Source organism: Paenibacillus septentrionalis (genome assembly GCF_042659865.1).
Classification (GTDB): Bacteria; Bacillota; Bacilli; order Paenibacillales; family Paenibacillaceae; genus Pristimantibacillus; species Pristimantibacillus septentrionalis.
On the sequence record NZ_JBHSTE010000004.1, the window covers coordinates 24,594 to 49,757 of the forward strand.

The 25,164-nt window shown below is 42.4% G+C and carries 21 protein-coding genes; 13 read left to right on the forward strand and 8 right to left on the reverse strand.

Annotated features, from left to right (window positions below; translation table 11 throughout):
- Window positions 1-13: 13 nt before the first annotated feature.
- The 5 genes from ACFP56_RS11940 (at window position 14) to ACFP56_RS11960 (ending at window position 4,924) form a co-directional block, all read left to right on the forward strand.
- On the forward strand, window positions 14-583 hold the full coding sequence (locus ACFP56_RS11940) for a YdeI/OmpD-associated family protein (protein ID WP_379235871.1): 570 nt from the start codon (window positions 14-16) through the stop codon (window positions 581-583).
- Window positions 584-710: 127 nt separating this feature from the next.
- Window positions 711-1,784, forward strand: a complete 1,074-nt coding sequence (locus ACFP56_RS11945) for a PQQ-dependent sugar dehydrogenase (RefSeq protein WP_379234713.1) — start codon at window positions 711-713, stop codon at window positions 1,782-1,784.
- A 290-nt stretch (window positions 1,785-2,074) separates the two neighbouring features.
- Entirely contained in the window at window positions 2,075-2,728 is a 654-nt protein-coding gene (locus ACFP56_RS11950; protein WP_379234715.1) for a glycosyltransferase, read from the forward strand.
- A 283-nt stretch (window positions 2,729-3,011) separates the two neighbouring features.
- Window positions 3,012-3,923, forward strand: a complete 912-nt coding sequence (locus ACFP56_RS11955) for an NAD-dependent epimerase/dehydratase family protein (protein WP_379234717.1) — start codon at window positions 3,012-3,014, stop codon at window positions 3,921-3,923.
- A 20-nt stretch (window positions 3,924-3,943) separates the two neighbouring features.
- Window positions 3,944-4,924 carry a phosphotransferase gene (locus ACFP56_RS11960; RefSeq protein WP_379234719.1) on the forward strand — a complete coding sequence of 327 codons (981 nt, stop codon included), beginning with the start codon at window positions 3,944-3,946 and terminating at the stop codon, window positions 4,922-4,924.
- Between the two features lie 111 nt (window positions 4,925-5,035).
- Here the strand turns inward: ACFP56_RS11960 and ACFP56_RS11965 are convergent, their stop codons facing one another.
- A complete protein-coding gene (locus tag ACFP56_RS11965; RefSeq protein WP_379234721.1) occupies window positions 5,036-6,028 on the reverse strand; it encodes an AraC family transcriptional regulator in 993 nt (330 codons plus the stop codon).
- 189 nt (window positions 6,029-6,217) lie between these two features.
- Here ACFP56_RS11965 and ACFP56_RS11970 point away from each other — a divergent pair, with 189 nt between their 5' ends.
- On the forward strand, window positions 6,218-8,944 hold the full coding sequence (locus ACFP56_RS11970) for an alpha-L-rhamnosidase (protein WP_379234723.1): 2,727 nt from the start codon (window positions 6,218-6,220) through the stop codon (window positions 8,942-8,944).
- 167 nt (window positions 8,945-9,111) lie between these two features.
- Here ACFP56_RS11970 and ACFP56_RS11975 read toward each other — a convergent pair whose 3' ends face one another.
- From ACFP56_RS11975 to ACFP56_RS11985, 3 genes are all read right to left on the reverse strand, one after another.
- Window positions 9,112-9,498 (reverse strand): VOC family protein, encoded by a 387-nt coding sequence (locus tag ACFP56_RS11975; protein WP_379234725.1) that lies wholly within the window; start codon window positions 9,496-9,498, stop codon window positions 9,112-9,114.
- 283 nt (window positions 9,499-9,781) lie between these two features.
- Window positions 9,782-10,720, reverse strand: a complete 939-nt coding sequence (locus ACFP56_RS11980) for a hypothetical protein (RefSeq protein WP_379234727.1) — start codon at window positions 10,718-10,720, stop codon at window positions 9,782-9,784.
- A 25-nt stretch (window positions 10,721-10,745) separates the two neighbouring features.
- Window positions 10,746-11,564 (reverse strand): GyrI-like domain-containing protein, encoded by an 819-nt coding sequence (locus ACFP56_RS11985; RefSeq protein ID WP_379234729.1) that lies wholly within the window; start codon window positions 11,562-11,564, stop codon window positions 10,746-10,748.
- A gap of 324 nt (window positions 11,565-11,888) precedes the next feature.
- On the opposite strand from ACFP56_RS11985, the gene ACFP56_RS11990 reads away from it, so the two are divergent.
- The 5 genes from ACFP56_RS11990 to ACFP56_RS12010 are packed head-to-tail and all read left to right on the forward strand — an operon-like array spanning window position 11,889 to window position 16,171.
- Window positions 11,889-12,596: a lantibiotic protection ABC transporter ATP-binding protein gene (locus ACFP56_RS11990; protein WP_379234731.1), complete on the forward strand. Its 708-nt coding sequence runs from the start codon at window positions 11,889-11,891 to the stop codon at window positions 12,594-12,596.
- Between the two features lies 1 nt (window position 12,597).
- Window positions 12,598-13,329, forward strand: a complete 732-nt coding sequence (locus tag ACFP56_RS11995; protein ID WP_379234733.1) for a lantibiotic immunity ABC transporter MutE/EpiE family permease subunit — start codon at window positions 12,598-12,600, stop codon at window positions 13,327-13,329.
- Between the two features lies 1 nt (window position 13,330).
- A complete protein-coding gene (locus ACFP56_RS12000) occupies window positions 13,331-14,089 on the forward strand; it encodes a lantibiotic immunity ABC transporter MutG family permease subunit (RefSeq protein ID WP_379234735.1) in 759 nt (252 codons plus the stop codon).
- Window positions 14,090-14,114: 25 nt separating this feature from the next.
- Window positions 14,115-14,774 carry a response regulator transcription factor gene (locus tag ACFP56_RS12005; protein WP_379234737.1) on the forward strand — a complete coding sequence of 220 codons (660 nt, stop codon included), beginning with the start codon at window positions 14,115-14,117 and terminating at the stop codon, window positions 14,772-14,774.
- The gene (locus ACFP56_RS12010; RefSeq protein WP_379234739.1) at window positions 14,765-16,171 is read left to right on the forward strand and encodes a HAMP domain-containing sensor histidine kinase; all 1,407 of its coding nucleotides are present in this window, start codon (window positions 14,765-14,767) and stop codon (window positions 16,169-16,171) included. Before ACFP56_RS12005 ends, ACFP56_RS12010 begins: the two co-directional genes overlap by 10 nt.
- Window positions 16,172-16,201: 30 nt before the next feature.
- Here ACFP56_RS12010 and ACFP56_RS12015 read toward each other — a convergent pair whose 3' ends face one another.
- The 4 genes from ACFP56_RS12015 to ACFP56_RS12030 form a co-directional block, all read right to left on the reverse strand.
- Entirely contained in the window at window positions 16,202-16,855 is a 654-nt protein-coding gene (locus ACFP56_RS12015) for a L,D-transpeptidase family protein (protein WP_379235873.1), read from the reverse strand.
- Between the two features lie 246 nt (window positions 16,856-17,101).
- Complete coding sequence (locus tag ACFP56_RS12020) at window positions 17,102-18,148, reverse strand: glycoside hydrolase family 5 protein (RefSeq protein ID WP_379234741.1); 1,047 nt, start codon at window positions 18,146-18,148, stop codon at window positions 17,102-17,104.
- Window positions 18,149-18,422: 274 nt separating this feature from the next.
- On the reverse strand, window positions 18,423-20,030 hold the full coding sequence (locus tag ACFP56_RS12025) for a response regulator transcription factor (RefSeq protein WP_379234743.1): 1,608 nt from the start codon (window positions 20,028-20,030) through the stop codon (window positions 18,423-18,425).
- 1 nt (window position 20,031) lies between these two features.
- Entirely contained in the window at window positions 20,032-21,762 is a 1,731-nt protein-coding gene (locus ACFP56_RS12030) for a cache domain-containing sensor histidine kinase (protein WP_379234745.1), read from the reverse strand.
- A gap of 125 nt (window positions 21,763-21,887) precedes the next feature.
- On the opposite strand from ACFP56_RS12030, the gene ACFP56_RS12035 reads away from it, so the two are divergent.
- Window positions 21,888-23,486 (forward strand): extracellular solute-binding protein, encoded by a 1,599-nt coding sequence (locus ACFP56_RS12035; protein WP_379234747.1) that lies wholly within the window; start codon window positions 21,888-21,890, stop codon window positions 23,484-23,486.
- A gap of 194 nt (window positions 23,487-23,680) precedes the next feature.
- Window positions 23,681-25,042: an ABC transporter substrate-binding protein gene (locus ACFP56_RS12040; protein ID WP_379234749.1), complete on the forward strand. Its 1,362-nt coding sequence runs from the start codon at window positions 23,681-23,683 to the stop codon at window positions 25,040-25,042.
- Window positions 25,043-25,164 lie beyond the last annotated feature (122 nt).

Genomic DNA, 25,164 nt, shown 5'->3' on the forward strand with positions numbered 1-25,164 from the left:
ATATCATTTGACTATGGATATAGACCATATCATTCCTGTGAAATCGAGGGAAGAGTTGAGGTTGTGGCTGCAGGAAAACAGTTCGACTGAAACGTGTTGTTGGGTCTTGATAGCTATGAAGCCTAAACCAGATACGCTCTTGTATTTGGACGCGGTGGAAGAAGCTTTGTGCTTTGGATGGATCGATGGAGTCAAGAAGAGCATATCTGAAAATGAGCTGGCGCAGAGATTATCTCCTCGCAGCAAAAAAAGCTCATGGACGGAGTTGAATAAAGAACGTGCCCGCCGTCTCGAAAGGCTTGGATTGATGACAGACGCAGGCAGAAAGGTTCTTCCTGCTATGGATGGCAACTCTTTTTGTATCGACCCTGTTATAGAGGACAAGCTGAAGCAGGACAGGCTAGTATATGAAAATTTTTTAGCGCTTCCCGATCTGTATAGAAGAGTTCGGATTGACACAATCCAAAGTGTGAAAAATCAACCGGAGTTATTTGAAAGCAGATTAAAAAAATTCATAGCGAACACGAGAAAGAACCACTTGTACGGTCAATGGAATGATCATGGGAGACTATTAGATTATTAACATATTTTTTCAAGCAAACGTTCTTAACTGCTATATTAAGCACTTTCCATTCACCTATTTTATTGGATTACAGTACAAATATGTACTATCCTGTAAAAGAGGAAAATGAGAAAGGAGATTAGCGTTGATGAAAAATATAACGTTACTAATGGTACTTATGACTCTATTGGCTGGATGTTTTTCGAAAACTCAACAAACGACCGTGCTGAAGGAGCAAAATAATACACCCAATCAGCAACAACATAATGAACTGGAAGTCATTGCGGAAAACCTTAACATACCTTGGTCAATCGAAGCAGCTAATGGAACCTTCTATCTTATAGAACGAACGGGATCAATTGTGAAAATTGAAAATGGAATCGAGAGACAGCGTGTAGAGCTGAAGAAAGAGCTTGCAACAGCCTCAGAAGCGGGACTTTTAGGATTTGTGCTTGGCCCTGACTTCCAGGAATCCCATCTAGCTTATGCTTACTATACGTATGTAGATAGCTCTGGACAATTTAATCGCATCGTAACACTCCGATTGCAAGATGGTGCTTGGAAGGAAGAGAGCTTACTGCTTGATAGGATCCCAAGCGGCGCTTATCATCATGGTGGAAGGCTTAAAATAGGTCCTGACAATAAGCTCTATGCAACAGCTGGTGATGCGTCGCAAGCGAATATAGCTCAAGATCGGGGTTCACTAGGCGGGAAAATATTAAGAATGAATCTTGATGGGTCCGTTCCAAGCGATAACCCGTTTTCAGATTCATATGTTTATAGTGTTGGCCACCGCAATCCTCAAGGAATGACCTGGTTGCCTGATGGAACCTTATATGCAAGCGAGCACGGGAACCGTGCAAATGATGAGATTAATGTAATAGAAGCAGGTCAAAATTACGGATGGCCAATAATCGAAGGGCATGAAGAGCAAGAGGGGATGGTCGCACCGCTATTCACCTCTGGCAATGAATCAACTTGGGCACCATCTGGAATGGACAATTATAATGGGAAATTGTACGTTGCCGCATTAAGAGGAACCGCAGTATTAGAATTTGATCTTGAAACGGGTGAATCGCGTGAAGTGATATCTGGTCTTGGAAGAATTCGAGATGTCCGAGTTGAGGGTAACGATCTCTACTTTATTACCAACAATACGGATGGTCGTGGTAATCCACAGGGTAATGATGACAAGCTATATCGCATAACACTTTCAGAATAACAAATTTCTAAGTTATCGATATAGGAGAGTTATACTTTTATAAAATAGATATATTGGTTCAATGGACATGAAGGGATTTGTAGATTTTTGTAAGAACGGGAATCCGATCTCAGGCGAGAATTTAATGGTATCCCCTTAGAAATGTGGCTGTTCTATTTCTCAAAAACTTCAGGCGTAAACAGAAAGTCGTGGAAACTAACTTTCTGTTTACGCCTATTATTTTTGCATAAATTCGGGAAAAATAACCATAATATTACTGCCTATAATATTTCAAATGAACAGAAGGGTAGATGAGCGTGAAAAAAATACTGGCGTTACTATTAAGCTTTGTTATCGTGTTTAGTTTGAGTTCAGCAATAGCATCAACAGAAGTGAAGGCAGCAGAGAAGCGGGATACGATATGTCTAAGTCCCAAATACGTAAAACTGAAGGGAGATATGGAAAAGGCATGGATTGACCATACGATATGGACGAGAAGCTATATTGTCAGCGCCTTATCTAATCGACCAGATCAAAAGTATGTATTAGAACGTCTGTTACGAAATCAACAGGACATAGGCAATGTCATTAAGCCATATTACGGAGAAGCCGCTGGTAATAAGCTGGCAGAGCTTCTGACCGAGCATATTGTGATCGCAGGAAAAATTGTAGATGCTGCCAAAGCAGGCAATCAGACGGATGTGAATAAGCTGGAAGCAGACTGGCATAGAAATGCGGACGATATCGCCAAATTTTTAAGTGAGGCTAACCCCAACTGGCAGTTTAAAGAGATGCAGGATATGCTCTATACGCATCTACAGTTCATTACCAAGATCGTACTAGCCTGTCTCAGTGGAGACTGGAAAGGCGACATCGAAGCAACCGATCAAAACGAGATCCATATGATTCATCTGGCAAATATCTTGACCGAGGGAATTTACAAACAGTTCCCAGAAAAGTTTTAACGCAAGATAACTTAAGATAAAAAGTGTTGGAAAATGTCATCGATTTCTCTACTATAGGCGGGTGGACTGCGCCTTTTGGAGTTGTATCGATGACATTTTTATTTTGTCGTCTTCAGACATTCTGAATGTAGAATCGTTCATCGAAGAACGGATATATCGAAAACAACGGACAGTTTTGCGAATTAGTTGACGAGAATCAATTTAATTCACATGATTAAAGGACAATGCTATCCACATGTGGAATTAAATGGGTAAAGCTTTCTAGTTGGAGGAGGGGGATAATATGAGGCTTCGAGATAAAGTGATTCTAGTGACAGGCGTTTCAGGAACGGTAGGAGATAAAATTGCAAGAAAGTGTGTTAGTGAAGGCGCGATTGTTAAAGGGCTGATACGAAACAAGGAACAAATCGCTATTTGTGACCAGTTAGGAATTATACCTGTTATTGGAGACTTAACAAATAGAGATACGCTAAAAAATGCGCTAGAAGATGTAAGCGCTGTAATTCATGCAGCTGCGTATCTCGGTGATGATAGAGCCGTGGCTGAGGAAGCTAATATTGTGGGCGTTCAGTGCTTGGTAGAAGTGGCTAAATCAGCAGGAGTTGAACGGTTTGTCCATATTTCAACGGTATCTGTATATGGACATGTCGAGGGAGAGATTGACTTTGATGAAGACAGTGAGTTAGCATATGGACACGCTGAAGTTTATACCTCGACGAAATGTGAATCAGAAAGAATTGTACAAGATGCGATAGCTCGAGGACTAGAGAGTGTAATCTTGCGTCCAGGTGTTGTCTGTGCCGAGCATAATTCTCACTGGGGAGATAAGATGATTGCAAAACTTTTAGAGGTAGAGAATGTAACATGGATTCATCCCGAGGATTTGACACCGTGGGTACATGCTGATAATTTGGCTGAAATGTGCGTTTTAGCGGCTACTCATCCCGCGGCTGCAAACCAGACGTACAATGCTGTAGACGGCAACTATACGGAAGACAAATTTACGACGCGTCTTGCACGCGCCATCAACAAGGAACTCATCATACCTGATGGAAAACCGATAAGAATGACGTATAGCACCAATAAAATTAGAAACGATTTGGGCTATTCGCCAATTAAAACCTTCGATGAGACCGTTGTCCAGTTGGAGGAACAAGCTCGACACCATATGCTGACTCTTGGTACACAGCTATAATTTAATTTAAGGAGTTTAACATGTACAATCAACCGACGACCCTTCGTTCTATTTTAGCTCCAAAATATTTGGAGTACTGTTTAAGCAATCTTTATGATATTGGAGACTGGGAGGATTGCGTGTTCTGGCTACGAGGGTTGAATGATACCTATAAAATTCGTACCAGCAGAGGTTATTATATTCTTCGTGTATATCGCCAATCTGTAACCGAAAGCGATGTGACGTATGAATGCTCTTTACTCGATCAGCTAGACTCCGTATTGAGTTCTTCTAGCACGAAGGTTTCAGTACCGATCTCTACAAAAGATGGGCATTCATTCACTTCTATAGATGCGCCGGAAGGTAAAAGAAGCGTCGTCATTTTCAGCTATCTGGCAGGTACTGAAAATGTGCTCCATGATGAGCAATCATGCTTCTCTTTTGGCAGGTCAGCGGCAGAGCTGCATACAGCATTGGACACTATCACCTTAGATCATCCTAGGTATCAGTTAGATACAGATTTTCTCATCAGGCAGCCACTAGATCTTATTATGAACTATATTGGAGAGCAACATAGCGCCGCATCATTTCTACGCGAGTATACGAGTGCCTTAATCGAGCGTATCGACGTCGTTACGAAACAGGGCCTTGATTGGGGAATTTGTCATGGCGATATGCATGGCAACAATAACGCATTTCAAGAGGGCGACAGTTTTACGCACTACGATTTTGAATTCTCCGCAAAAGGATGGCGTGCCTACGATTTGGCACAAGTTCGAAACAGAAAACGGCTGCCAGAGGATAAAAAAGAGGTATTATGGAATTCGCTAATCTCCGGCTACCGGACAGTTCGAGACTTCTCCGAACAGGATGAATCCTCAATTGCAGTATTTATGATGGCGCGACGATTTTGGGTCATGGGTCTTGATGTCGAATTCATCAACGATGAAGGGGCGCTTGATTTTTCAGAAGACTGGCTAGAAGGCTTTATTAATGAGTTTCGCTCGAATCATTTAGTCTGATCCCGCAATAGTTGTTCAGCTTTTAAGCCGTGTAAGCAACTAAAGTCTAAATACGTACCAGGCCATCCACATAGGATGGCCTTAAATCTTCTAGCCCCATTTACAAGCCATCTATTGGTACATGCGCTTCAAACGATACTCTTGCGGAGACATGCCGTAAACCTGTTTGAATTTTTTATAGAAAAACGTCAAATTATCGTAGCCTACCTGGCGGGCAATCTCATAGATCGGCTCTGACGTTTGCGTTATCAGCAAGCCTGCATGAGTCAGCTTCTGCGTTCTAACAAGCTCATTGAATGTTTTGCCCGTATGTTTTTTGATAAAGGTGCTGAAGTAACTGGTGCTGTAGTTGAAATGAGCAGCGGCGGACGCAAGTGTGCAGTCCTCATAATGGGATTCAATGTATTGAAGAATTTGAATCAGACTTGTTTCATTCGTTGTTTGCGCGTGTGGCTGATGCGCATCATATCTAAAAACCCGCAGCAGCTCGGTGAAAATAATGACCATATACGACTCAATGATTTCATCGAAATAAGCAGTTTGGTCAAAATATTCGCATAGCATTTCCTTTATTAGCCGAGATATTTTCTTGTTTTCTTGTGAATGAAAAATGATGTAGTGGTCGTGGTTGCGTCCTTTACTGATCGCATTAATCAAGAAGTCGGCAATAATCCCTTTGTTCGATAAGCGGCTTAAAAAAGCAGTGCGTAGCATATCCTTCGACAGCAAAATGTTAATCACAATATCGTTTTCCCCAGTGGGCAGGATCGCATGCGGTACTTGCGTATCAATAAGAATGAGCTGGCCTTCCGTCAGAACAACTGTTTCTTCATTAATAATCTGCGTACAGCTTCCTGAATATATGTAGTTGATTTCAACCCACGTATGAACATGCATCGGCACGGCTGCAAAGCGCTCATGCTTTGTAATCTTGATTTTATCGAGTGAAAGGTTGCCCACCTTGTCAAACAACAAAATCGGCTTGCCGTTGATCTCGAATGCCCCTGGAGCAACGTAGATATCATTCTGCGGCGGATTGGCTATATAAGAAGCCTCTAAATCGTTATAGCTGCGTAAATATTGATCTAGCTGCTGCTCATCCATCTCGATGCTGCACCTCCTTTGCCATCTTTCCCAAAATTGTATGATCGAAAATATGGTTAGTCAAGATAAAACGTTCCGACATATAGATCAGCAAAGAAAATCGCTAAGATAGGATAAGAAAGCGCTATCTGGCAGCTTGAGCTGCTTGTCTTTTTAGCCAATATATTGTTAGTTATAGGAGGCGTCAATATGCGTGTCGCACAGTTAAGAACGAATCATCTTACGAATCCGCTTGGCTTTCAATTCGATCGTCTATGTTTATCCTGGGTAACGGAGTCAGGGGGAAGTGGGTCAAAGCTTCAGCAGTCTGCTCGTGTAGAAATTGCCTACGATTCGAGCTTTCAGCATATGGTGCTGGACAGTGGTCAACAGCAGCATATCGATAGCTTGGCGTATACGCCGAAGATCGAGCTCAAGTCGCGCACGCGCTATTACTGGCGTGTTACGGTGTGGGGGGATGCCGGTGATGTAGCGACGAGTGAAATCGCCTGGTTTGAAACAGCCAAAATGGAGGAGCCATGGCAAGGCTTATGGATTACGCCAAGTTTCGATCGAGATATTCATCCGCTGCTTAGAAGGCAGTTCCAGCTGACAGCCGATGTAATAGCGAAGCTGGAGAAGGCGCGTATTTATATCGCGGGGGTAGGCTTGTATGAGCTTGAGCTGAACGGTCGCAGAGTTAGTGATGAGTACTTGGCGCCGGGCTATCATGCCTATAACTATTGGCTGCAATATCAAACGTACGATGTAACGGAACTGCTTCTAGACGGTGCTAATGCAATTGGTGTTGCCCTCGGCAATGGCTGGTACAAAGGGCGTTTTGGCTTTGACGGCGGGTTTTCAGATTGGTATGGCGAAGAGTTTGCGCTGCTTGCCGAGCTAGTTGTAACGCTAGACGATGGGACAGAGTGGACAATTGCTACGGACCCAACGTGGAAGTGTGCGCCATCGGCAGTGCAAAGCAGCAGCATTTATGATGGAGAGGTGTATGATGCAACGAAGTACATTACGAACTGGTCACGCAGTGAATATGACGATAGCGACTGGTCTCCGGTACAGCCGACCTCCGTTTCAACGGAGCAGCTTCAAGCAAGGCTAAGTGTCCCGGTTAAAATAATGGAGGAACGCTCGCCTGTCGAGATCATTCATACGCCTGCAGGGGAAACAGTGCTCGACTTTGGGCAAAACATGACGGGCTGGGTCCGTTTCAAAACGACAGCGAGCAAAGGGACGAAGCTGCATCTGCAGTACGGTGAGATTTTGCAAAACGGAAACTTTTATCAGGATAATTTACGTTCAGCCAAAGCAGAGCATATCTATATTGCTAACGGTTTACCTGCTGAAGTTCAGCCTCATTTCACCTTTTTTGGCTTCCGCTATGTAAAGCTGCAAGGCTTTCTGGATGATGTGAAGCTAGAGGACTTCACCGGCTGTGTTGTTCATAGTGAGCTGGAACAGACAGGGACAATCGAAACATCGGACCCGCTGGTGAATCGATTGTTTGAAAATGCGCTATGGGGACAACGCGGCAATTTTCTCGATGTGCCAACGGATTGTCCGCAGCGCGATGAGCGGATGGGCTGGACGGGGGATGCACAAGTATTTGCTTCCACAGCTTGCTTCAATATGTATTCACCGGCTTTTTATAACAAATACATGTTTGATTTGCGTCAGGAGCAGCTGCGCAGAAATGGCTCAGTTCCATTTACAGTGCCAGCATTTAGGTCGAGGCAGGACGATGACGATATGAATAGCAACACGGGCTCTGCAGCCTGGGGCGATGCTGCAACGGTTATTCCGTGGACACTGTATCTCCAATACGGAGACAAGGAAATGCTTCGGGCGCAGTTCGATACGATGAAGGATTGGGTGGATTATATTAAACGAGCCGATGACGAGAATGGCGGCAAACGCTTGTGGCAAACAGGCTTCCACTTTGGTGACTGGTTAGCGCTTGACAATAAGGATCCGAACAGTCCATTTGGCGGAACGGACGCTTATTATATCGCATCTGCTTATTACTGCTATTCGGCGCAATTAGTAGCTAAAGCAGCGACAGTGCTGGAAAAGCATGAGCTTGCCGAGCAGTATGTCAAGCTTGTGGAGGAGATTAAAGCAGCGATCATGCGGGAATATTTTACGCCTAATGGGCGCTGCGCCATTCATACGCAAACCGCTTTGGTTGTTGCGCTTTATATGGAGCTTGTACCGCAGGAGCTGCGTGCGAGAGTAATCAGTGACTTGAAGGCGATGCTGCGTGAGAATGATATGCACCTGACAACAGGCTTTGTTGGTACGCCTTATCTATGTCTGGTGCTATCGGAACATGGCGCGAATGATGATGCATATACGCTATTGCTTAACGATGATTACCCAAGCTGGCTTTATGCAGTGAAGCTGGGCGCGACAACGATCTGGGAACGCTGGAACTCGGTGCTGGCCGACGGCAGCATTAGCAGCACGGGGATGAATTCGCTGAACCACTACGCATATGGCTCGATCGTACAGTGGATGTTTCAGCATATGTGCGGCATCCATCCTGTTGCAGAAGCGCCTGGTTATCGTGCATTTACATTGAGCCCGAAACCAAATGGTCGATTGTCGCATGCTAAAGCAACCTTCCATTCTCCTTCTGGTTTAATTGAAAGCGGCTGGCACATTCATGCTGACGGTAGGCTGTCGTTCAGCTTCACCGTTCCATTTCAATCAACAGCGAAGGTTATACTGCCTGATGCAGAAATGAGTGCAGTGACGATCAACGGTGCTAAGCTGCAGGAAGCCGGTTTGCTTAAAGATCAATATCAGGCTCAGCAGCGTGGGAAAGATGTAGCGTGCGTGCTGATGGCTGGAAGCTATCAGATTGAATATATGTCGACGAAAAGCTACGTGGTGGGAAATGAGGAGCCTAATGGCTAGTGTTATATATGGAATGCTATGCTATGAGATATAATGAAATGAAGTCGAGCCAATGCGGGATGATTCCTTGCATTGGCTCAGTTTTTAATTGGACTTGTTTTGACTGACCTTGTACATACCTATAAGGCTAAAATAGCGGGGGCTATGAATTTACATGAAGCTATTAATTAATCTGCTTGAAATAAGTCAAATTGATTACCATACAAATCCGTAAACCCGACTCCTTTTCCTCCCGGAACATTAGTTGGTTCTCCTTGAAATTGAACCCCGCGCTGTTTCATATCAAAATAGTCACCCTCGATATTATCTGTTTCAAACATGATCAGGACTTGATTAGCGCTTTGTTTACCTACCAACGCTACTTGGTTAGGTGTTTCGGCCTTTACTAATTCAAGTACTGTCTCATTAGACTCTCTCGGTGCTACAGCAAGATACCGTGATGGACCAAATTCCATATCCGATATCACAACAAAACCAAGTATTTCTGTATAAAATTGTTTAGCCTGACCCTGGTCCTTTACTAAAATTGTTAATTGAGATGCTTTTAGAATCATAACTGAGTTCCTTTCATCTTGTATTTTATGCAATCTATACTTATAGACGGAATATCGGATGGGAATTCATCTGTCTGTCAACTAGTATTTATGACAATGTGGAAAGGAAGCATGGAAGGCGTTAAAAAAGGAATTCAGTAAGCAGTATGTGGATGGGAATTATTAAAGCAGATCAGAATTACTTAATATTTGTCACTCAACGTAATGGGCATAAGGAAGCTAATTTATAACTGTTCTTTTAAAGGCCTATGCAGATTCGCGAGGGAGCGGAAAGATGTTAAAATCAACGATGTAACGATAAAATAGCAGCTTCAATATGATCTTCATGATCACCAAGTAATTCCATTGCTTCTGCTAGCTGCGTCCAGTTTTTTTTCATAGCTAATGTCTGACATTTTCCAAATAACTGGGCTTGCTTATATTTGAGTAAAGACAGCTGAGCGTGTCTCTCATGGAAGAAACTTGAAAAATCAAGCGCACGTCTAGCACCAACAGGAAAAGCAAAATTTACGAAATGTCCAATTTCCTCATGACCAATAGCGCCCTCTTTGATTTGTTGGGCTTTTAACCGAATGGCATCTCCACCGGCAACTCTTGCTTCTTGTTTCGCATGTTTCTTCTGTTCCTCATAATTCAATATGAAAAGCTGCACGGCTTTATCATACACCTCTTCACTTGTAGGGTTCGATATGCGTTGAGGTGTTACCCAGGAGCGATAACAACCGCTGCTCCAAGTTATGTTCTCAGCTTTCCAAGCTAGAGCTAGCCGTTCGAAAGAAAGTGACACGAAAGGAAAGCCTGCTGGATCATGTATTAATAATTCATGTTCATGATGACCTAACGCTAATACATAATGGTCGCAGCCCGCTAGATAGCGAGAATTTGGATTATAAGATAGATGTCCCATATCCAGAGGTCCGAGCATGACGGGAGAATGGAGAAGATCTTTCTGTAATTCCTCTATTGGATATGGTTCTGATTCCTTGTATACTTTCTCTATTACCTTAAAGCCCAAAATCTCAAATGCATGACAAATTCCTTTATCAGGACTGCTTGTACAAATATCAAAAAAAAGTAGCTGGTTTCGCTCAATAAAAGCACCTAACGCAAAACCAGAAACAACTTCAATTAATGCAGGAGAGATCTTCTCTCCAATTGTTGAAAGAAGCATAGAGGCAGAATTAGCATAACAATATGCACCATTGCCTTGATATATGGTCATGAGACCCATCCTTTCATTATGCATGTTAACCGTTACTGATAGGAATGTACAAATCTAATTGCGACTTTTCGTTGTCCGCTCCTGCAAATCTTTCATCATATAGCTCGAAGTCGATCCCTGATGTTGGCTCAAGTCCATGAAGAGGCAGCCACTTTCGATAGATGAGCTCCATCGTCTCTCCAATGCGGCTTACACTACCAAAGTGTGTAAACACCGCATACTGTTGCGGTGGAACGGTAATGAATTGCATACCTTGCGGGACACGTTTGCCATCTGTCCTCAAGCCGGCAATATAAGAAAAATCACCGTCCGGACCAGGGATGCATATGCCATAGGAATGCTCCGGTTCTAAATTGTAAGGAAGAAGCTCATGCTCTCGAGTGAGGAAATGCTCCCACATTTGCTGGATTTCGCCTGCGCTAATTTTCCTGTTCCATTCCATGCCTACAACAGTGAAGCCCTCTTTTCTTACGATTCTCGGTTCGATATTAATTCCCCCAGAATTAGAAATGTGATCGACCATATGCTTGACGGAAGCTAGGTGTTTAAGCTTAATATCTATTTCCTCTTGAATGCTGGCAGCATGCTCGGACAAAATCACCTTAAGCTTCTCCGCCTGATGTAATGTACCGTTTTGTTTAAGCTCACGTATGACCTCAATACTAAGCCCCATCGAGCGAAGAAAGAGTATTCGGCGTAATTCAGGCAGCTGCTCGGCTGAATAATATCGATAAAGATTATCGCCTCCCACTTTTTGTGGCATAAATAGCCCAACAGCATCGTAATGTCGAATGGTTTTAGCGGTTACGTTAAAAATACGAGCTAATTGACCAACCGTAAGCATGGTTTTCCTCCTTTGTTCGGTTACACTATTACCTTACAAGATTGACGTTAGGGAAAGGTCAATACCTTCCTCAAAATAAATTAACAGTTGTTACCATTATAGTGACTTTGTTTAATTTACGATACCGATCATATTTGTGACGTTCAAGAAAATGCATATACAGCACCGGATACATCGGGTTCCCGATCGTATTCGGTGCTTTTTTCAAACAACGCAGTTTAAGAAACATTAAGAAATTATCGACTTCTCCGGCAATCCTTATAAAATTCTTAGAATTGGCTTATAAGATAAGCACAAGAACGAAAGAAAAGGATGAAGGTATCGATGAAAAACATTATGTTGCAGACGAAAAATCTATGTAAAACCTTTAAAGGCCAGCAGGCAGTAAACAATGTCTCCTTATCTATTCCAGAGCATTCTGTCTACGGGCTGCTCGGTCCGAACGGGGCAGGGAAATCGACGACGCTTAAAATGCTGACGGGGATGCTGCGACCTACTTCTGGCGAAATTTTGTTTCAAGGAAAGCCGTGGTCGCGCAAGGATCTAGCCCATATTGGCGCCTTGATTGAGTCACCGCCTCTATATGAAAACTTGACGGCAAAGGAAAATTTGAAGGTACGGGCGACACTGCTTGGACTGCCAGAAGCTCGTATTGACGAGGTGCTGCAGCTCGTCGATTTAACGAATACAGGAAAGAAGCTTTCCGGCCAATTTTCCTTGGGAATGAAGCAGCGGCTCGGTATCGCGATCGCCCTTCTTCATAATCCAAAGCTGCTTATTCTCGATGAGCCGACTAATGGTCTCGATCCAATCGGTATTCAAGAGCAGCGGGAGCTGATCCGATCTTTTCCGAAGCATGGGATCACGGTTATTTTATCCAGCCATATTTTGTCTGAGGTAGAACAAATAGCTGATCACATTGGCATCATAGCCGGAGGTATTCTGGCTTACCAGGATGTGATTACCCCAGGAGAGAGTCTGGAAACCTTATTTATGCAAATTGCTCAAGAATACCGGAAGGGAGAGAAATAGGATGCAAGCGTACATTCGTGCTGAAACCTTAAAAGTCAAACGAACCTTTGCGAAAAAGCTGATCTGGGTGGCTCCTGTTCTAACCTTGCTGCTATGTACAGCGCTAATGGCCGGTTCATACCTGCAAAGTGCAACCTATAACTGGTGGTATTCGATGCTTTTGCCCGGGGCATTAACGCTGATGTGTGCAGGACTCGTTCAAAAGGATGGGAAAAAACTAAAATACCGTGCCATACTCGGGCTTCCTATTCATTTAGAGAAGGTTTGGCTTGGCAAGATCGGCGCTGGTTCCTTGATGCTGCTAGCTTCAACTATCGTTCTGTTTATCGGTGTTACGCTTAGCTGCTTCGTCTTCCCGGCCGTTCTAACCTTACCAGAAAGCGCCGCTGCCAGCCTGTTGCTGTTTCTAACTTTTCTATGGCAGATCCCGCTTTGTCTGTTTCTTGTGGATCGAATCGGCATGTTTGCAGCGCTCATTATAAATGTATTAGGGAATGTAGCCTGCATGATTTTATTTAGCACAACATCCCTTTGGTGGGTAGCTCCTTATGCTATTCCTGCTCGTCTTATGTGCGCCGTAATAGGGGTGCTTCCTAACGGATTGCAGGTGCCAGATGGTGATGTGCTCTTGGACAAAGGAGTTATTGTGCCGGGCCTAATAATCACGCTTGGCCTGTTCATTCTGCTGTCCGCGTTAACCATGCTGACTTTCCGCAACCGGGAGGCGAAATGATATGGTCGCTTATACCCGCAGCCTCAAGTCAGATCTGATGAAGCTTAAAAGGCAGCCACTGCTGCTCATCCACCTGCTTGTTCCATTAGCAGGGTTAGGTATGTTTTTGGCTTACTTTGCCTATACCCCGTATGCGCCTGTTTCCAAGGTTAGCGGGTATTTACAGATTATCGCTATCGCTTTTCCGACGATGATCGGTATTGTCTGTGCCATCGCAGCTGATCAGGAAGCTTCAGCTGGACGCTATCAGCAGCTACTGGCCCAGCCAAGCCGACTTGTCCCCCTTGCCAGCAAGCTGACGCTGCTGCTCATTTTAGGCTTTGGCAGTGCACTGTTGGCAGTTGTAGGATTTGGAGCAGGCTTTCTGTATATGCTGGATCAATCCGCATACAATCTTGCCTTCTATGTTAAGGCTTCCTGCATTATATTTGGTAGCAGTGTCTTTCTCTATGCCCTGCATATCTACATCAGCTTGAGATTTGGCAAAGGGGCATCGATTGGTCTTGGAATTGTAGAAAGCCTCATAGCGGCACTATTGTTGACAGGTCTTGGTGATCACAACTGGATTTACATTCCGAGCGCATGGGCTGCAAGATTCATCTCCAGCTGGATGCAAGTTGAGCTCTCTGGGGGAGGACCGTTTCCGGCCGAGTTTCTCATCCAGCCAGGTATCCTGTGCTGTGTAGGTGGAACAGCAGCAATCATGGTATTATTAGGAGGTTGGTTTAGACGATGGGAAGGAAGAACATCATTAGAATAAGACAAATGTAAAGGAAGTGAGTGCCATGGCGAATATACTAGCTGTTGATGACGAGCCAGCTGTGGTCGCGTTGCTTCGCAATATTTTGCAAAAGGACGGACATGTCGTGACAACCTACACAGATTCTACTGAGGTGCCGAATCTTCAATTGGGTGCCTATGACCTCATTCTGCTGGATGTGATGATGCCAAAGATGGATGGTTACTCCCTCTGTCGCTTGATTCGCAATAAGGTCGATTGCCCGATTCTGTTCCTAACTGCCAAATCGATGGAAAATGATGTGATGGCAGGGCTCGGTGAAGGTGCGGATGACTATATTATTAAACCGTTCGGCGCAGGTGAATTGCGAGCACGAATTCATGCCCACCTTCGTAGGGAAAGTCGCGAGAAGCGTAATGTGCTCTGTATTGGAGAAGTGAATTTTAATCTGTCTGGGAAAGAAATTACAGTACGGGATAGGGGCGTTCCCTTGACCAAAAGCGAGTATGCGATCTGTGAATTTTTGGCGTTGAACCGCGGACAAGTTTTCTCCAAGGAGCAGATATACGAAGCTGTTTTTGGGTTTGATGGTGAGAGCGATGCCTCTACTATTGTGGAGCATATTAAAAATATACGCGCCAAGCTGACACGAATAGAGGTCGCTCCAGTAGAGACCGTTTGGGGGATTGGATACCGATGGAAGTAAGCTCTCACTCTTCCGAGCGAAAGTCGACCAAGCTGCGCACGTTGTTTCTCCGATATTTGGCCGTGTTCTGTGCGGGTACGATTGCACTTACTATGATTCATGCCTTGATTTTTGTCGGGTGTATGCGTACAGGCATGATCTTACCCGCTAATTATGCGGAAAAACAGGTCATGGAGGCTAGTGCAGCTGTTGCAGCAGGTCAATTACCGGAACTGGACTCATCCTATACGTTTTACAAATACGCAAGATATACTTTAGATGGTCAGCTGCTAGAACATAGCATGACGGCTAAACAATCAGAAAAAGTATGGAAGCAGCTGGAGAATCGAAATTCTTCTTATCGCTTTCCATATAATTATACGAAGAAAACGATTCAGCAAGAGGTATATATTTTTAAGTATTCTGTATCTGCTCAGTTCAGCGATCCCCTGCTTCGCAATCTTGTGCCTAGTGCTGAGTTGTTCTTCTTTGTTGTTTTCTGCATTGCTTTTCTTGGTGGATCAGCGCTACTTGCTTCTTCCTTTGGTCGCAAGCTGGCACGCAAAATGAATGGGCTGCAGGAAGCAACAAATTTGATTCAGCAGCAAAACTTGGATTTTACAATTCAATACAGCGCAATTGATGAGATTGACCAAGTGCTGCATTCTATGGACCAGATGAAGCATGCCTTGAAGCAGTCGCTGGAGAGCCAATGGAAGCTGGAACGAAGCCGTCGGGATCAAATTTCTGCGCTTGCTCACGATGTTAAGACACCGCTCACTATTGTTCGCGGCAATGTCGAGCTTTTATCTGAGACAAGCTTAACCGAGGAGCAGAAGGAGTATACGGACTATATTACGGAAAGCATTCGTCAGATGGATGCCTATATGAAATCCTTAATTGAAATTACGAAAACGGAGAGTTTAACCTCGCTTCAGCTTGCTACCGTTGATCTAAAGGGATTCGTACGGAAGATCGAAGGACAGATACATGCACTGGCTGTCGTAAAGGAACTAACTCCATATGTTATAGCGGACGGTCTGCCGGATACGATACATGCTGATCCAGAGCTGCTGGAAAGAGCGCTTATGAACATTATCTCCAATGCTGTTGATCAGGCACCGAAGTACAGCGAGCTCACCTTAAGCGTTGAGTTTTCGCAAAAGCGTATTCGGTTTTGCGTTGTAGACAAGGGTCCGGGTTTTTCATCGGAAGCACTCACGATGGCGACCGAGCAGTTCTATATGGGGGATTCAGCACGCAGATCGAACGGACATTACGGCATGGGGCTGTATATTGCTCGGTTTATCGCTCGTTTGCATGGCGGAGAGCTGAACGTTGCCAACGATGAGACGACAGGCGGAGGGAAAGTGACAATTGAGCTGCCTGGAAAAACCGATGTAGATGTTCACCAATAAAAGGGTGACACTGCGAAATCACATTCTTGATTACTCTAACAAACCCAGTTGTTCATATACCTTTTCCGATACAACACCATTAGGAATCAACTGGGAATCACGCTGAAATTGTTTTAACGCTGCCGTTGTATCTGCTCGAAACTTTCCATTGCATATCCCTTTAAAGTAACCAGCGCTTTTCAGACGGGACTGTATCAGCTGTACGTCGCCTCCCACATCTCCTTCTGCCAAGGCTCTAGGTTCATGATCCAGATCCCCCAGCAAATGTCCATTTATAATGACTATGGTTCCCAGTGGTATCATGTCATATAATTCCTTGACGTCGTTGTTGCGCATGCGGATGCAGCCATGACTCAAGTGCTGTCCAATTGAGTACGGTTTATTCGTACCGTGAATACCATAATTTCCCCAGGGAACGTTTAGACCGAGCCAACGTGGACCGAAGGAAGGGCCCCAATCTTTTCCCTTGTATATAATCTGGTATTCTCCAACTGGAGTAGGCGTCAAAGGATTGCCAACGGCTATAGGGTATGTTTTGATTTTCTCTCCTTGCAACAACACAATCATTTGATGGCGTTGAGGATAAATTTCTATGGTGTACATTTCTTGTTCATCAATGATTGGCAAGGATGGATCCGCATAAGCGATGGATTGAACGATGGTAAACATGAGTAAACAAGCCATGATGGAACGAAGGTGTGAATAACGTAGATTTCGCATGTTTGTCTCCGTATTATAGTTTTCAACATATGATGTAGTTTGTCATTGAAAAAGGAATCCAATACATTTTACAGTAAATAAGGGAATTGTGTTAAGGATGGAAAGATAGAAAATAAAAGAGACATGCTTGACTCGATGTGTAAGCTGGATGGATTATCCAGCTCCTGCACAAAGGACAACAAGACATGTCTCTTTCATACCTACAAGTTCTTATGGATTAGACAGAAGGGCATCCACTAATTTTTCATTCCAGGAAGATGATGCACGATTATATACACCAAACCCAGCTGCAAACTCCCAATAAGCCCATGGCATGCCGAGCCGCTCAGCTTCCGTTCGGACCTTCTTAGTCCATGCTGCTCTGGACTCCATATCCGCACTACTGTAAACGCCAAATTCACCTAAAAATATCGGGCGATCATGAATTTCTCCCCACTTGGCTGCACGCTCCAAATCTCGTACCAGTGCTTCTTCGCTAGCAGGATTATCGGCTCCTGTTTTGGTATTATAATTTTTGAAGAAATTGTTAACCCAGTCAACCTTTTGAGCCGCTTCAACAGGCTCTACTGGAACTGGTGGAGGACCCGGCCATACAAGACCTTTTGTTCCATATTCAGGTTCCATCCATTCTGCTCCTTGATGAGTAAAGAACATCGGACCATAATAGTGAATCGTTGCGATAATATTTCGATCTTCCTCAGGCAATTCAAGCTGATATAAGCCATTAATGCTGTTCCAATCAGTACCTCCTATAATCAAGGTACGATCTGGATCATGCTGTCGTATGGTATCGATCGCCTCAAGTAAATATTCATTCCACATTTTTGAGCTAATTGTTGAATGGGGTTCATTCAGAACTTCATAATAAACGTTTGAAGGCTGGTTGCTATAACGGGAAGATATTTGATCCCAAATCGATAGAAAACGCTCTTTATTGCCGATAGGATCAGCAATTAACTCGTCAAAATGATGGAGATCTACAATGACATTCAGTTCTTGTAATAGACTTTGTTCAATGACCCAATCTACCCTCAGCATGAAGTTTTCATCTATTGTGTAAGGTGCCTCAGTTGTTGTTTTATTGGAAAATCGGATGGGAACGCGAATCGAATCGAACCCTTTTTCTTTTATCAACTTAAAATATTCTTCCTGAATTACGATGTCCCATGCACCTTCATAAGGAGCATCCAGGGCATTACCTATGTTGAGCGCTCGACCGATGTTTTTTGCTTGCTCATAGACATCCACTTTGGTCACGTGATCATCTCCACTTTTGGTTTTATTAAAGACATTACTGCATGCGGTCATAACAAGACATAAACATAAAACTAATAGTAATTTTGTTTTAATAATGTTATTCAAACCTAACCTCCTTGTAGTTAACCTTCTTTAACGCTATTAATACTTGGATTATATACACTGTCAAAAAAATAATATATAACAAATGAGCAACCATATAACAATTTATTAACTAGCTGTAAGCATATAAAAAAGCAAATTCTCATCCATAGGTTGGAAGAGAATTTGCTTTTTACGTTCTTCTACGATCCCTGAATTCTTGCGGCGTAAATTGGCTGTATTCCTTGAATAGCTTAATAAAGTAATGTGCATTCGAGTACCCTAATTGCTCAGATATTTCGTAAATTTTTAAAGAAGTATTTGTAAGTAGATAAGAGGCTTTTTCCATTTTTGCATAAAAAATAAAGTCACTGATCCGCTGCCCTGTTTCGGCTTTAAATATTTTAGATAAATATACCGGGTGCAGCCCGACATGCTCCGCAATGGAATGAAGAGAGACATAATGCAGATTGGCTCCGATAAAGTCTTGTACTTGTCCAATGATGAGCGAACGTCTATCTAATCTTTCTGTATCAAAATAACTCTTTAATTGAGTTAGGATCGTATTAGCCCATTCACAAAGTTGGTCGGGTGTACGTATGGAGCGAGTTTCCATTAGCGATGACGTAACAATGTCACCAAGAAATTTACTATTTCGATGAGAGAAATATAAGAATGAAGCCTCTAAAAAGCTTTTCGTTTCCTGAATATGTTCTTGTGATAGTTCTGTGCTTCTTAATTCCTGAATAATCGTTGTTAGCTTCATCTCGATGGCATCCCAATTATTCGTTTCAAATAGATGAAATAACGTGGGCGGCTCATAAAGGGCTTGCAATGTCGGTATGGTTGAAGGATTCTCTTCTGCTCGTGCGCTCGATAGGTATACGCCCATCTCGGGTCCAATTCTTTGATGTATCGTTGTAATAGCAGACTGATAAAGCGATCGAGTTTTAGAAGGGATTGGCCCCCAGTCTGTTGTAACAATGGAAATTTCACCGCCGATAATTGTGTTTACATTTTTTTGAATTTGATAGGCGATATTTCGCATAAAGCGGTCTTCAGTTCCCGAAGCTGCATTAGATTTCGGAGATAGTAAAAAGATGAGATAATCATGACTGTCTTTACAGGACCATACATGGAAGTGCTCTTGCAGCATTTCACCCACTATATTAACGATCGCATATTCTAATAAAAGAAGACTGTCCATATCCTGCTTTTGAAAAAATTCCTCCAGACGAACGACCAGCAGGGCAGTCGTGTCACCGATTGCAAAAGGCAGATTGAATTTTTTCGTTTTTTCGATAAATTGAGCATCAGAGATCCGTCTACCTTGCAATAAATCATTTAGAAATTTATCTCTAAGCAAAGGAAGATGCTCACGCAGCGTTTGCATCGTACGCTGATAAGAGGCTAATTGCTCCCAATCCTGTTGAATTTCCTGCTTTATTTTAAGTAAAGATTCAATTAAATGATCATCTGTTACGGGCTTTAACAAGTAATCACTAACATTATGATTAATGGCTTTTCTGGCATACTCAAACTCCGCATAGCCTGTTAGCAGAACGCACTTCATGTGCTTCCAGTTCTTTTTAATCGTTTCAATTAACTCCAGCCCCGACATTTGAGGCATATTGATATCAGTAACCACGATATCTATTGGATGTTTGTGCAATATTTCGAGCGCTTCCATACCGGAATAGGCGACATGTACCTGATCGATATCTATATTTTCCCAAGGAATCGTTATGGAGAGATCATCTACTACATAGGGTTCATCATCAACAAGTAAAATTTGCAGCATATTATACCTCTTTTCTATCCATTCGGAGTGTCACGCAAACCCCGCCCATTTCAGAAATGGAGAGGCTTAGCCCAGAGTGCACGCCGAATACGTGTTTTAGTCTTTGTTGAACATTCCAAAGGCCATACCCACTGGTTTCATTAAATACAGGCGATTCTATTTTTTCTAGTAGCTTTATTCGATCTTGCTCGCTCATACCAGCCCCATTGTCTTCAACGCTAATATACAATCTTGTCCCTTCTGTTTTTCCAGTTATTGTAATGATTCCTTGTCCCGATATCTTTTCAATACCATGAACAATACTATTTTCTACTAACGGCTGAATGAGTAGTCTAGGAATTTGCAACTCTAGCAAAGACTCTGGTACATGAATTCGATATGCAATTCTTTGCTTTCTCAGGTTTTGTACGGATAAATAGTTTTCGAGCAGTTTAAGCTCTTGTCCAATTGTCGTATTTGATTCATCTAGCCGTGTAATATAGCGATAATACTCACCAAGATTAATCGCCATAGCTGAGACCGCATCCGTATCTCCGACGCCAGCTTTGCTTTTAATGAAAAACAAACAATTATACAAGAAGTGAGGGTTGATTTGTGATTGAAGCTGCTTTAGATATGCGTCCTTCACTCTAAGCTGTTCCATATAAACCTGCTCGATCAATGTTTGGATTTGTGAAGCCATTTCATTAAACGCTTCGTTCAATATGGAAAATTCATTGTTTGTATTTAAGTTGATTCGGTAGGACCACATCCCCTCTTTGATGCGATTGACAGCTCTAATTAACATGCTGATCGGACGATGAATTTGTCTAAATAATAAAAGCAACAGAAAAATACTAATGATTAACAGAAATATCGAAGCCATATAGAAAGCGAGACGACTGCTTTCAAGCGGTTTCAAAAAAACTTCTAATGGCGAATAGTGTATGACATGCCACTTTAAGGACTCTGACCAAGCACTGTTCACCATGTATCTTTTACCGTCAAAGTTTACTATCGTCGAGATATTTTTCTTATCTTCTAAATCTTCGATTTTACTAAGTATGCCTTTTGCTAAATCCAAATCTGAGCCGGGCTGACTTATAATTTCATTATTTTGTTGAAACAAAAAAGTATCGCCGCTATATTGAGTTTGATACTCACTTAGCATTTTCACTAGCTCTGAAGTAGAAAAGCGAACCTCCATAATCATATTCGCTTTTTCGGGTGTTTCAAGATAATGTGCAGGGCTTGCAAGATACATATGGAATTCACCTTGCGACATAGATTGAGCAGTATAAGGGACAAACGTCCAATCGGTATCAAGTGATTGTTTAAGGGCAAGCTCCCCGAATTGAGAGGTAGAATCTGTAGATAAAACTTCTTTGCTGTTCACGTTATAGACAGCAATATGATTGATTAAATTAGCCGAGCTTGTCTGAAGTGAGAGTTTTTCTAATACATTTAATTTTGTATGATTACGATTAATCAGATGCTCTAAATTATCGATTTGTCCAAAGTTTCTTATCGTAGAGTCACGAAACAGCGTATAGGCATTTGTGAAAAGCTGGTCTATATTATTATCTAGCTGCTGTGTGAAAAAATTCAATTGGTTTAAGTCGGTTAAGGTTAATTGATTCGTGATCAGCTTTATATTATTTTGATAAGAACGTCCATAGAGAAACAGCGTAATACTAATAATGACAACGATAATAAAAAGCATCTTATAAAATAAATTTATACGAAGTTTCATACGAATCACCCTAATTAATAATAGTTAATCGTGCTTGACGATTTGGACGTTTTGGTAGTTTTTCTTAGCAAGTATTATGATATGATGATAGAGTTATTTAATCAATTAGAATAGGAGCGAGTGCATTGCGGGTTGCTATAATCTTGATTGTACTGATTCTATGTGCTGGTTGCGAGGCAACATTCTCAAATAATAGCACACAACGTGAAGAAGCGGGTACTATTCAATTTGATAAGGAGCAAGGTAAATATGTGACACCTGTTACGCTTGAAACGGTAGGTGCAGTTAATCCGGACGTCGTCTTTATCAATGGCGAAACATTAGAAAATAATGTTCACACGCGCTGGGCAGAGGAGCGCTTAGGGATACGAATTAAGTATCTATGGACAATTACCGATATTAACAATTCCTATTCAAATAAATTAAGATTAGAGTTAGCAAAAGGAACGTTGCCCGATATTGTGACAACCCGAGATTTCGATCTGATCAATGAATTAATAGATTCTGGTCAATTTATGGAGGTAGGACAGCTATTTGATCAGCATGCATCCGATGTGTGGAAAGACGCAATGATGGAAGAGCCTTCAGTTTGGGATGCATTCTCTCGTGATGGGCTCAAATATGCTATTCCTATTTTGGATTTCGAATATACATCTGATCCGGTGCTATGGATACGAGAGGATTGGCTTGAAAATTTAGGATTAGCGGAACCGAAAACGTTTACAGAGCTGGAAGCGGTCATGGAGGCATTCACCAATCAAGATCCGGATGGAAATGGAGAGGATGATACCTATGGATTAACGATCAGTTTAATTCATGGAGTGAATACGTGGATGGCAGATAGCAGCTGGGTATTTGGAGCTTATGAAGCTATTCCGCAACAGTGGAACTTGCAAGCGGACAACTCGCTTGTCTATGGTTCTGTTTTACCTGGAACTAAGGAAGCGCTTCACCTATTGAAGCAATGGATTGAAAAGGGGTATATATCAGGCGATAGTCAGTGGTATGATGAAACGAAAGCCGCACAATTATTTACCTCTGGCAAAGCGGGTATAATTGCTGGACCGTATTGGATGGCAGGCTGGCCGCTATCTGATTTGAATTTGATAGATGCTCATGCCAGATATAAGGCTATTCCGTTGCCTATTGGCCCTGAAGGGACCGTATTGCGTAGAGGTAAATTGCCCGTAAATGGAGCTATTCTAATTAATAAAAAGATGGAGCATCCAGAAATATTTTTTACTTATCAAAACTATTTGTTTGATTATTATGCTGTATCTGAAGGTGAATTTACGTATGGGTTAGCAAAAGGATATGACTGGAATACGATAAATGAAACAGATGATAAGGATATTTCAGAAATTTCTCCTGAGGAGGTCATATTCGAAAATTTGCGTGTCGCAGCGTACACGTTGACTTTCGATGGGGCACGGATACCTTCATATATCGTGAACGAAACGCCTGAAGACAGCATTGAAGTTCTCCTCTCGCAGCAGGAGGCATCAAGAAAGGATATGTACACGGGACCACCAACCACAACAATGAAAGAAAAGTGGGAATTGTTGGGTAAGCTTGAGCAAAACACATTTAACAGTATTTTATTCGGTGATGCAACTATAGAGGCGTTTGATGATTTTGTCGTAAAATGGGGGGCATATGGTGGTTCAAAAATAACGGAAGAAGTAAATGATTGGTATGACAGAAAACAGAACAATTTAGAATAGATGTAAACGAAGCGTATGGCTGAATGTCACAGTCCATACGCTTCTTTGTTTTTAAATAGTGACAAATTTCGCGTTGCCTAGACGATAAGTTTAATTATTGTTATGTAGGCTAAATATTTGGTGTAGTGGTGAATTATTGATTATTGTACGATTGTCAAAGTAAACGGATACAAATTTAAATGGGGGGATAAAATTTGCGTAAATTAAAAGGGTTTTCTATCCTGATGCTTTGTCTGGTGTTTGTACTGACTGCTTGTAGTGGTAAAGGTGGAAATAATGGAACAACAACGCCAGCCAATTCAACACCGACTAATGGAGCGGCTGAAAGTACACCAGAACCAGTCGTAGAAGAAGATGTACCAGATCTTGATGGACGTGTTATTAGAATTGCTGCATGGTGGGATCAAACACCTGCAGGTGAGACTCAATCGGAATTGAATCGATTAGAAAAAATCGCAGAAGTTGAAAAAAAATATAATGTGAAAATTGAATTTGTAAATATTCCATATGACGAAATGGTTCCAAACTTCACAACGAGTGCACTTGCCGGTGAGCCTTTCGCAGATATTATCCAGCTGGAATACAAATTGGCATTGCCTCTAATTAAACAAGGATTAATCCTGCCAATTAGTGAATTCACGGATGAAACAAGCAACATCAATAATGGAGCTAATTTGGTAGAGAAGTATCCACCGATTGCTGGTGATTATTATTCCTTTGAAAGTCCTAATTCCTTAGGAGCTGGTGTTCACTACAATCGCAATTTGTTTAAAGATTTGGGTCTAGAAGATCCAAAGGAAATTTATGCAAGAGGCGAGTGGACGTGGGATAAATTTTTAGAGCTGGCTAAGGATGCGACAAGAGATACTAACAACGATGGAAAGATCGATGTTTATGGTTTCTCTGGCTGGGCTCCGGATATTTTCAGACATTTTGCAGCATCAAACGGAGTAAAGCTAGCTGACGAAGTGAGTTTAGAAGAAGGACTTACTAGCCCTGGTTCTATCGAAACAGGTGAGTTTTTGAATCGACTTTACAATATCGACAAGGTAGTTAAGATCGGCACAGGTAATCCAATGGAGTGGGATGAATATAACACATTCAAATCTGGCGATGTTGCCATGTTCACTACTGCAGAATGGAATCTAAGAGACTTAAGCTTTGATTTTGGGATTGTGCCAATTCCAAAAGGTCCAAATGCAGTTGAAGGAATTACGTATGCAGATTATCTGAAAAACGGAAAATTTATCGGTAAAGGCGTTAAGGATGCGAAGCTAGTATACAAAATTTATGAGGAAACACTTGATATTCCAATGTTAGAGGAGTATTCGGGTCAAGAATATTTAGAAAGTCTGTATGGCTTTGAAGATGATGTTGATATGCTTCGCCACCATATTTCAGGAACTGGATTAATATCGGTTGAAGATGGTTTCCCAGACTTCCCGGCGTGGCCATTCGTCAATGATATTGTTGTTAATCAGATTTCAGCAGCAGCTGCCGCTGAAACCTATAAGGCTCAAGCTGAATCATCGCTTAAAGTTTTTGATCAACAATAAACATATGTAATCATGAAAAGGGAAGTCAATCTGTCTTCCCTTTTCTAATTAACTAAGGATGCATACCACAGGCTGGAGTGAGGAGGAACTATGGTGAACGTTCAGCGTCGTACGTTAAAGAA

Coding starts and splice junctions, on each gene's coding strand:
- ACFP56_RS11985 (WP_379234729.1), bottom strand. CDS start 11,564: ATGCTTACGGTTGGTCAATTAGCTCGTATTTTTAACGTAACCGCTAAA.
- ACFP56_RS11980 (WP_379234727.1), bottom strand. CDS start 10,720: ATGACCATATATCAAGGCAATGGTGCATATTGTTATGCTAATTCTGCC.
- ACFP56_RS11960 (WP_379234719.1), top strand. CDS start 3,944: ATGTACAATCAACCGACGACCCTTCGTTCTATTTTAGCTCCAAAATAT.
- ACFP56_RS11950 (WP_379234715.1), top strand. CDS start 2,075: ATGAGCGTGAAAAAAATACTGGCGTTACTATTAAGCTTTGTTATCGTG.
- ACFP56_RS11940 (WP_379235871.1), top strand. CDS start 14: ATGGATATAGACCATATCATTCCTGTGAAATCGAGGGAAGAGTTGAGG.
- ACFP56_RS11965 (WP_379234721.1), bottom strand. CDS start 6,028: ATGGATGAGCAGCAGCTAGATCAATATTTACGCAGCTATAACGATTTA.
- ACFP56_RS11945 (WP_379234713.1), top strand. CDS start 711: ATGAAAAATATAACGTTACTAATGGTACTTATGACTCTATTGGCTGGA.
- ACFP56_RS12015 (WP_379235873.1), bottom strand. CDS start 16,855: ATGGCTTGTTTACTCATGTTTACCATCGTTCAATCCATCGCTTATGCG.
- ACFP56_RS12000 (WP_379234735.1), top strand. CDS start 13,331: ATGGTCGCTTATACCCGCAGCCTCAAGTCAGATCTGATGAAGCTTAAA.
- ACFP56_RS12030 (WP_379234745.1), bottom strand. CDS start 21,762: ATGAAACTTCGTATAAATTTATTTTATAAGATGCTTTTTATTATCGTT.
- ACFP56_RS11955 (WP_379234717.1), top strand. CDS start 3,012: ATGAGGCTTCGAGATAAAGTGATTCTAGTGACAGGCGTTTCAGGAACG.
- ACFP56_RS11975 (WP_379234725.1), bottom strand. CDS start 9,498: ATGATTCTAAAAGCATCTCAATTAACAATTTTAGTAAAGGACCAGGGT.
- ACFP56_RS11970 (WP_379234723.1), top strand. CDS start 6,218: ATGCGTGTCGCACAGTTAAGAACGAATCATCTTACGAATCCGCTTGGC.
- ACFP56_RS12005 (WP_379234737.1), top strand. CDS start 14,115: ATGGCGAATATACTAGCTGTTGATGACGAGCCAGCTGTGGTCGCGTTG.
- ACFP56_RS12025 (WP_379234743.1), bottom strand. CDS start 20,030: ATGCTGCAAATTTTACTTGTTGATGATGAACCCTATGTAGTAGATGAT.
- ACFP56_RS11995 (WP_379234733.1), top strand. CDS start 12,598: ATGCAAGCGTACATTCGTGCTGAAACCTTAAAAGTCAAACGAACCTTT.
- ACFP56_RS11990 (WP_379234731.1), top strand. CDS start 11,889: ATGAAAAACATTATGTTGCAGACGAAAAATCTATGTAAAACCTTTAAA.
- ACFP56_RS12010 (WP_379234739.1), top strand. CDS start 14,765: ATGGAAGTAAGCTCTCACTCTTCCGAGCGAAAGTCGACCAAGCTGCGC.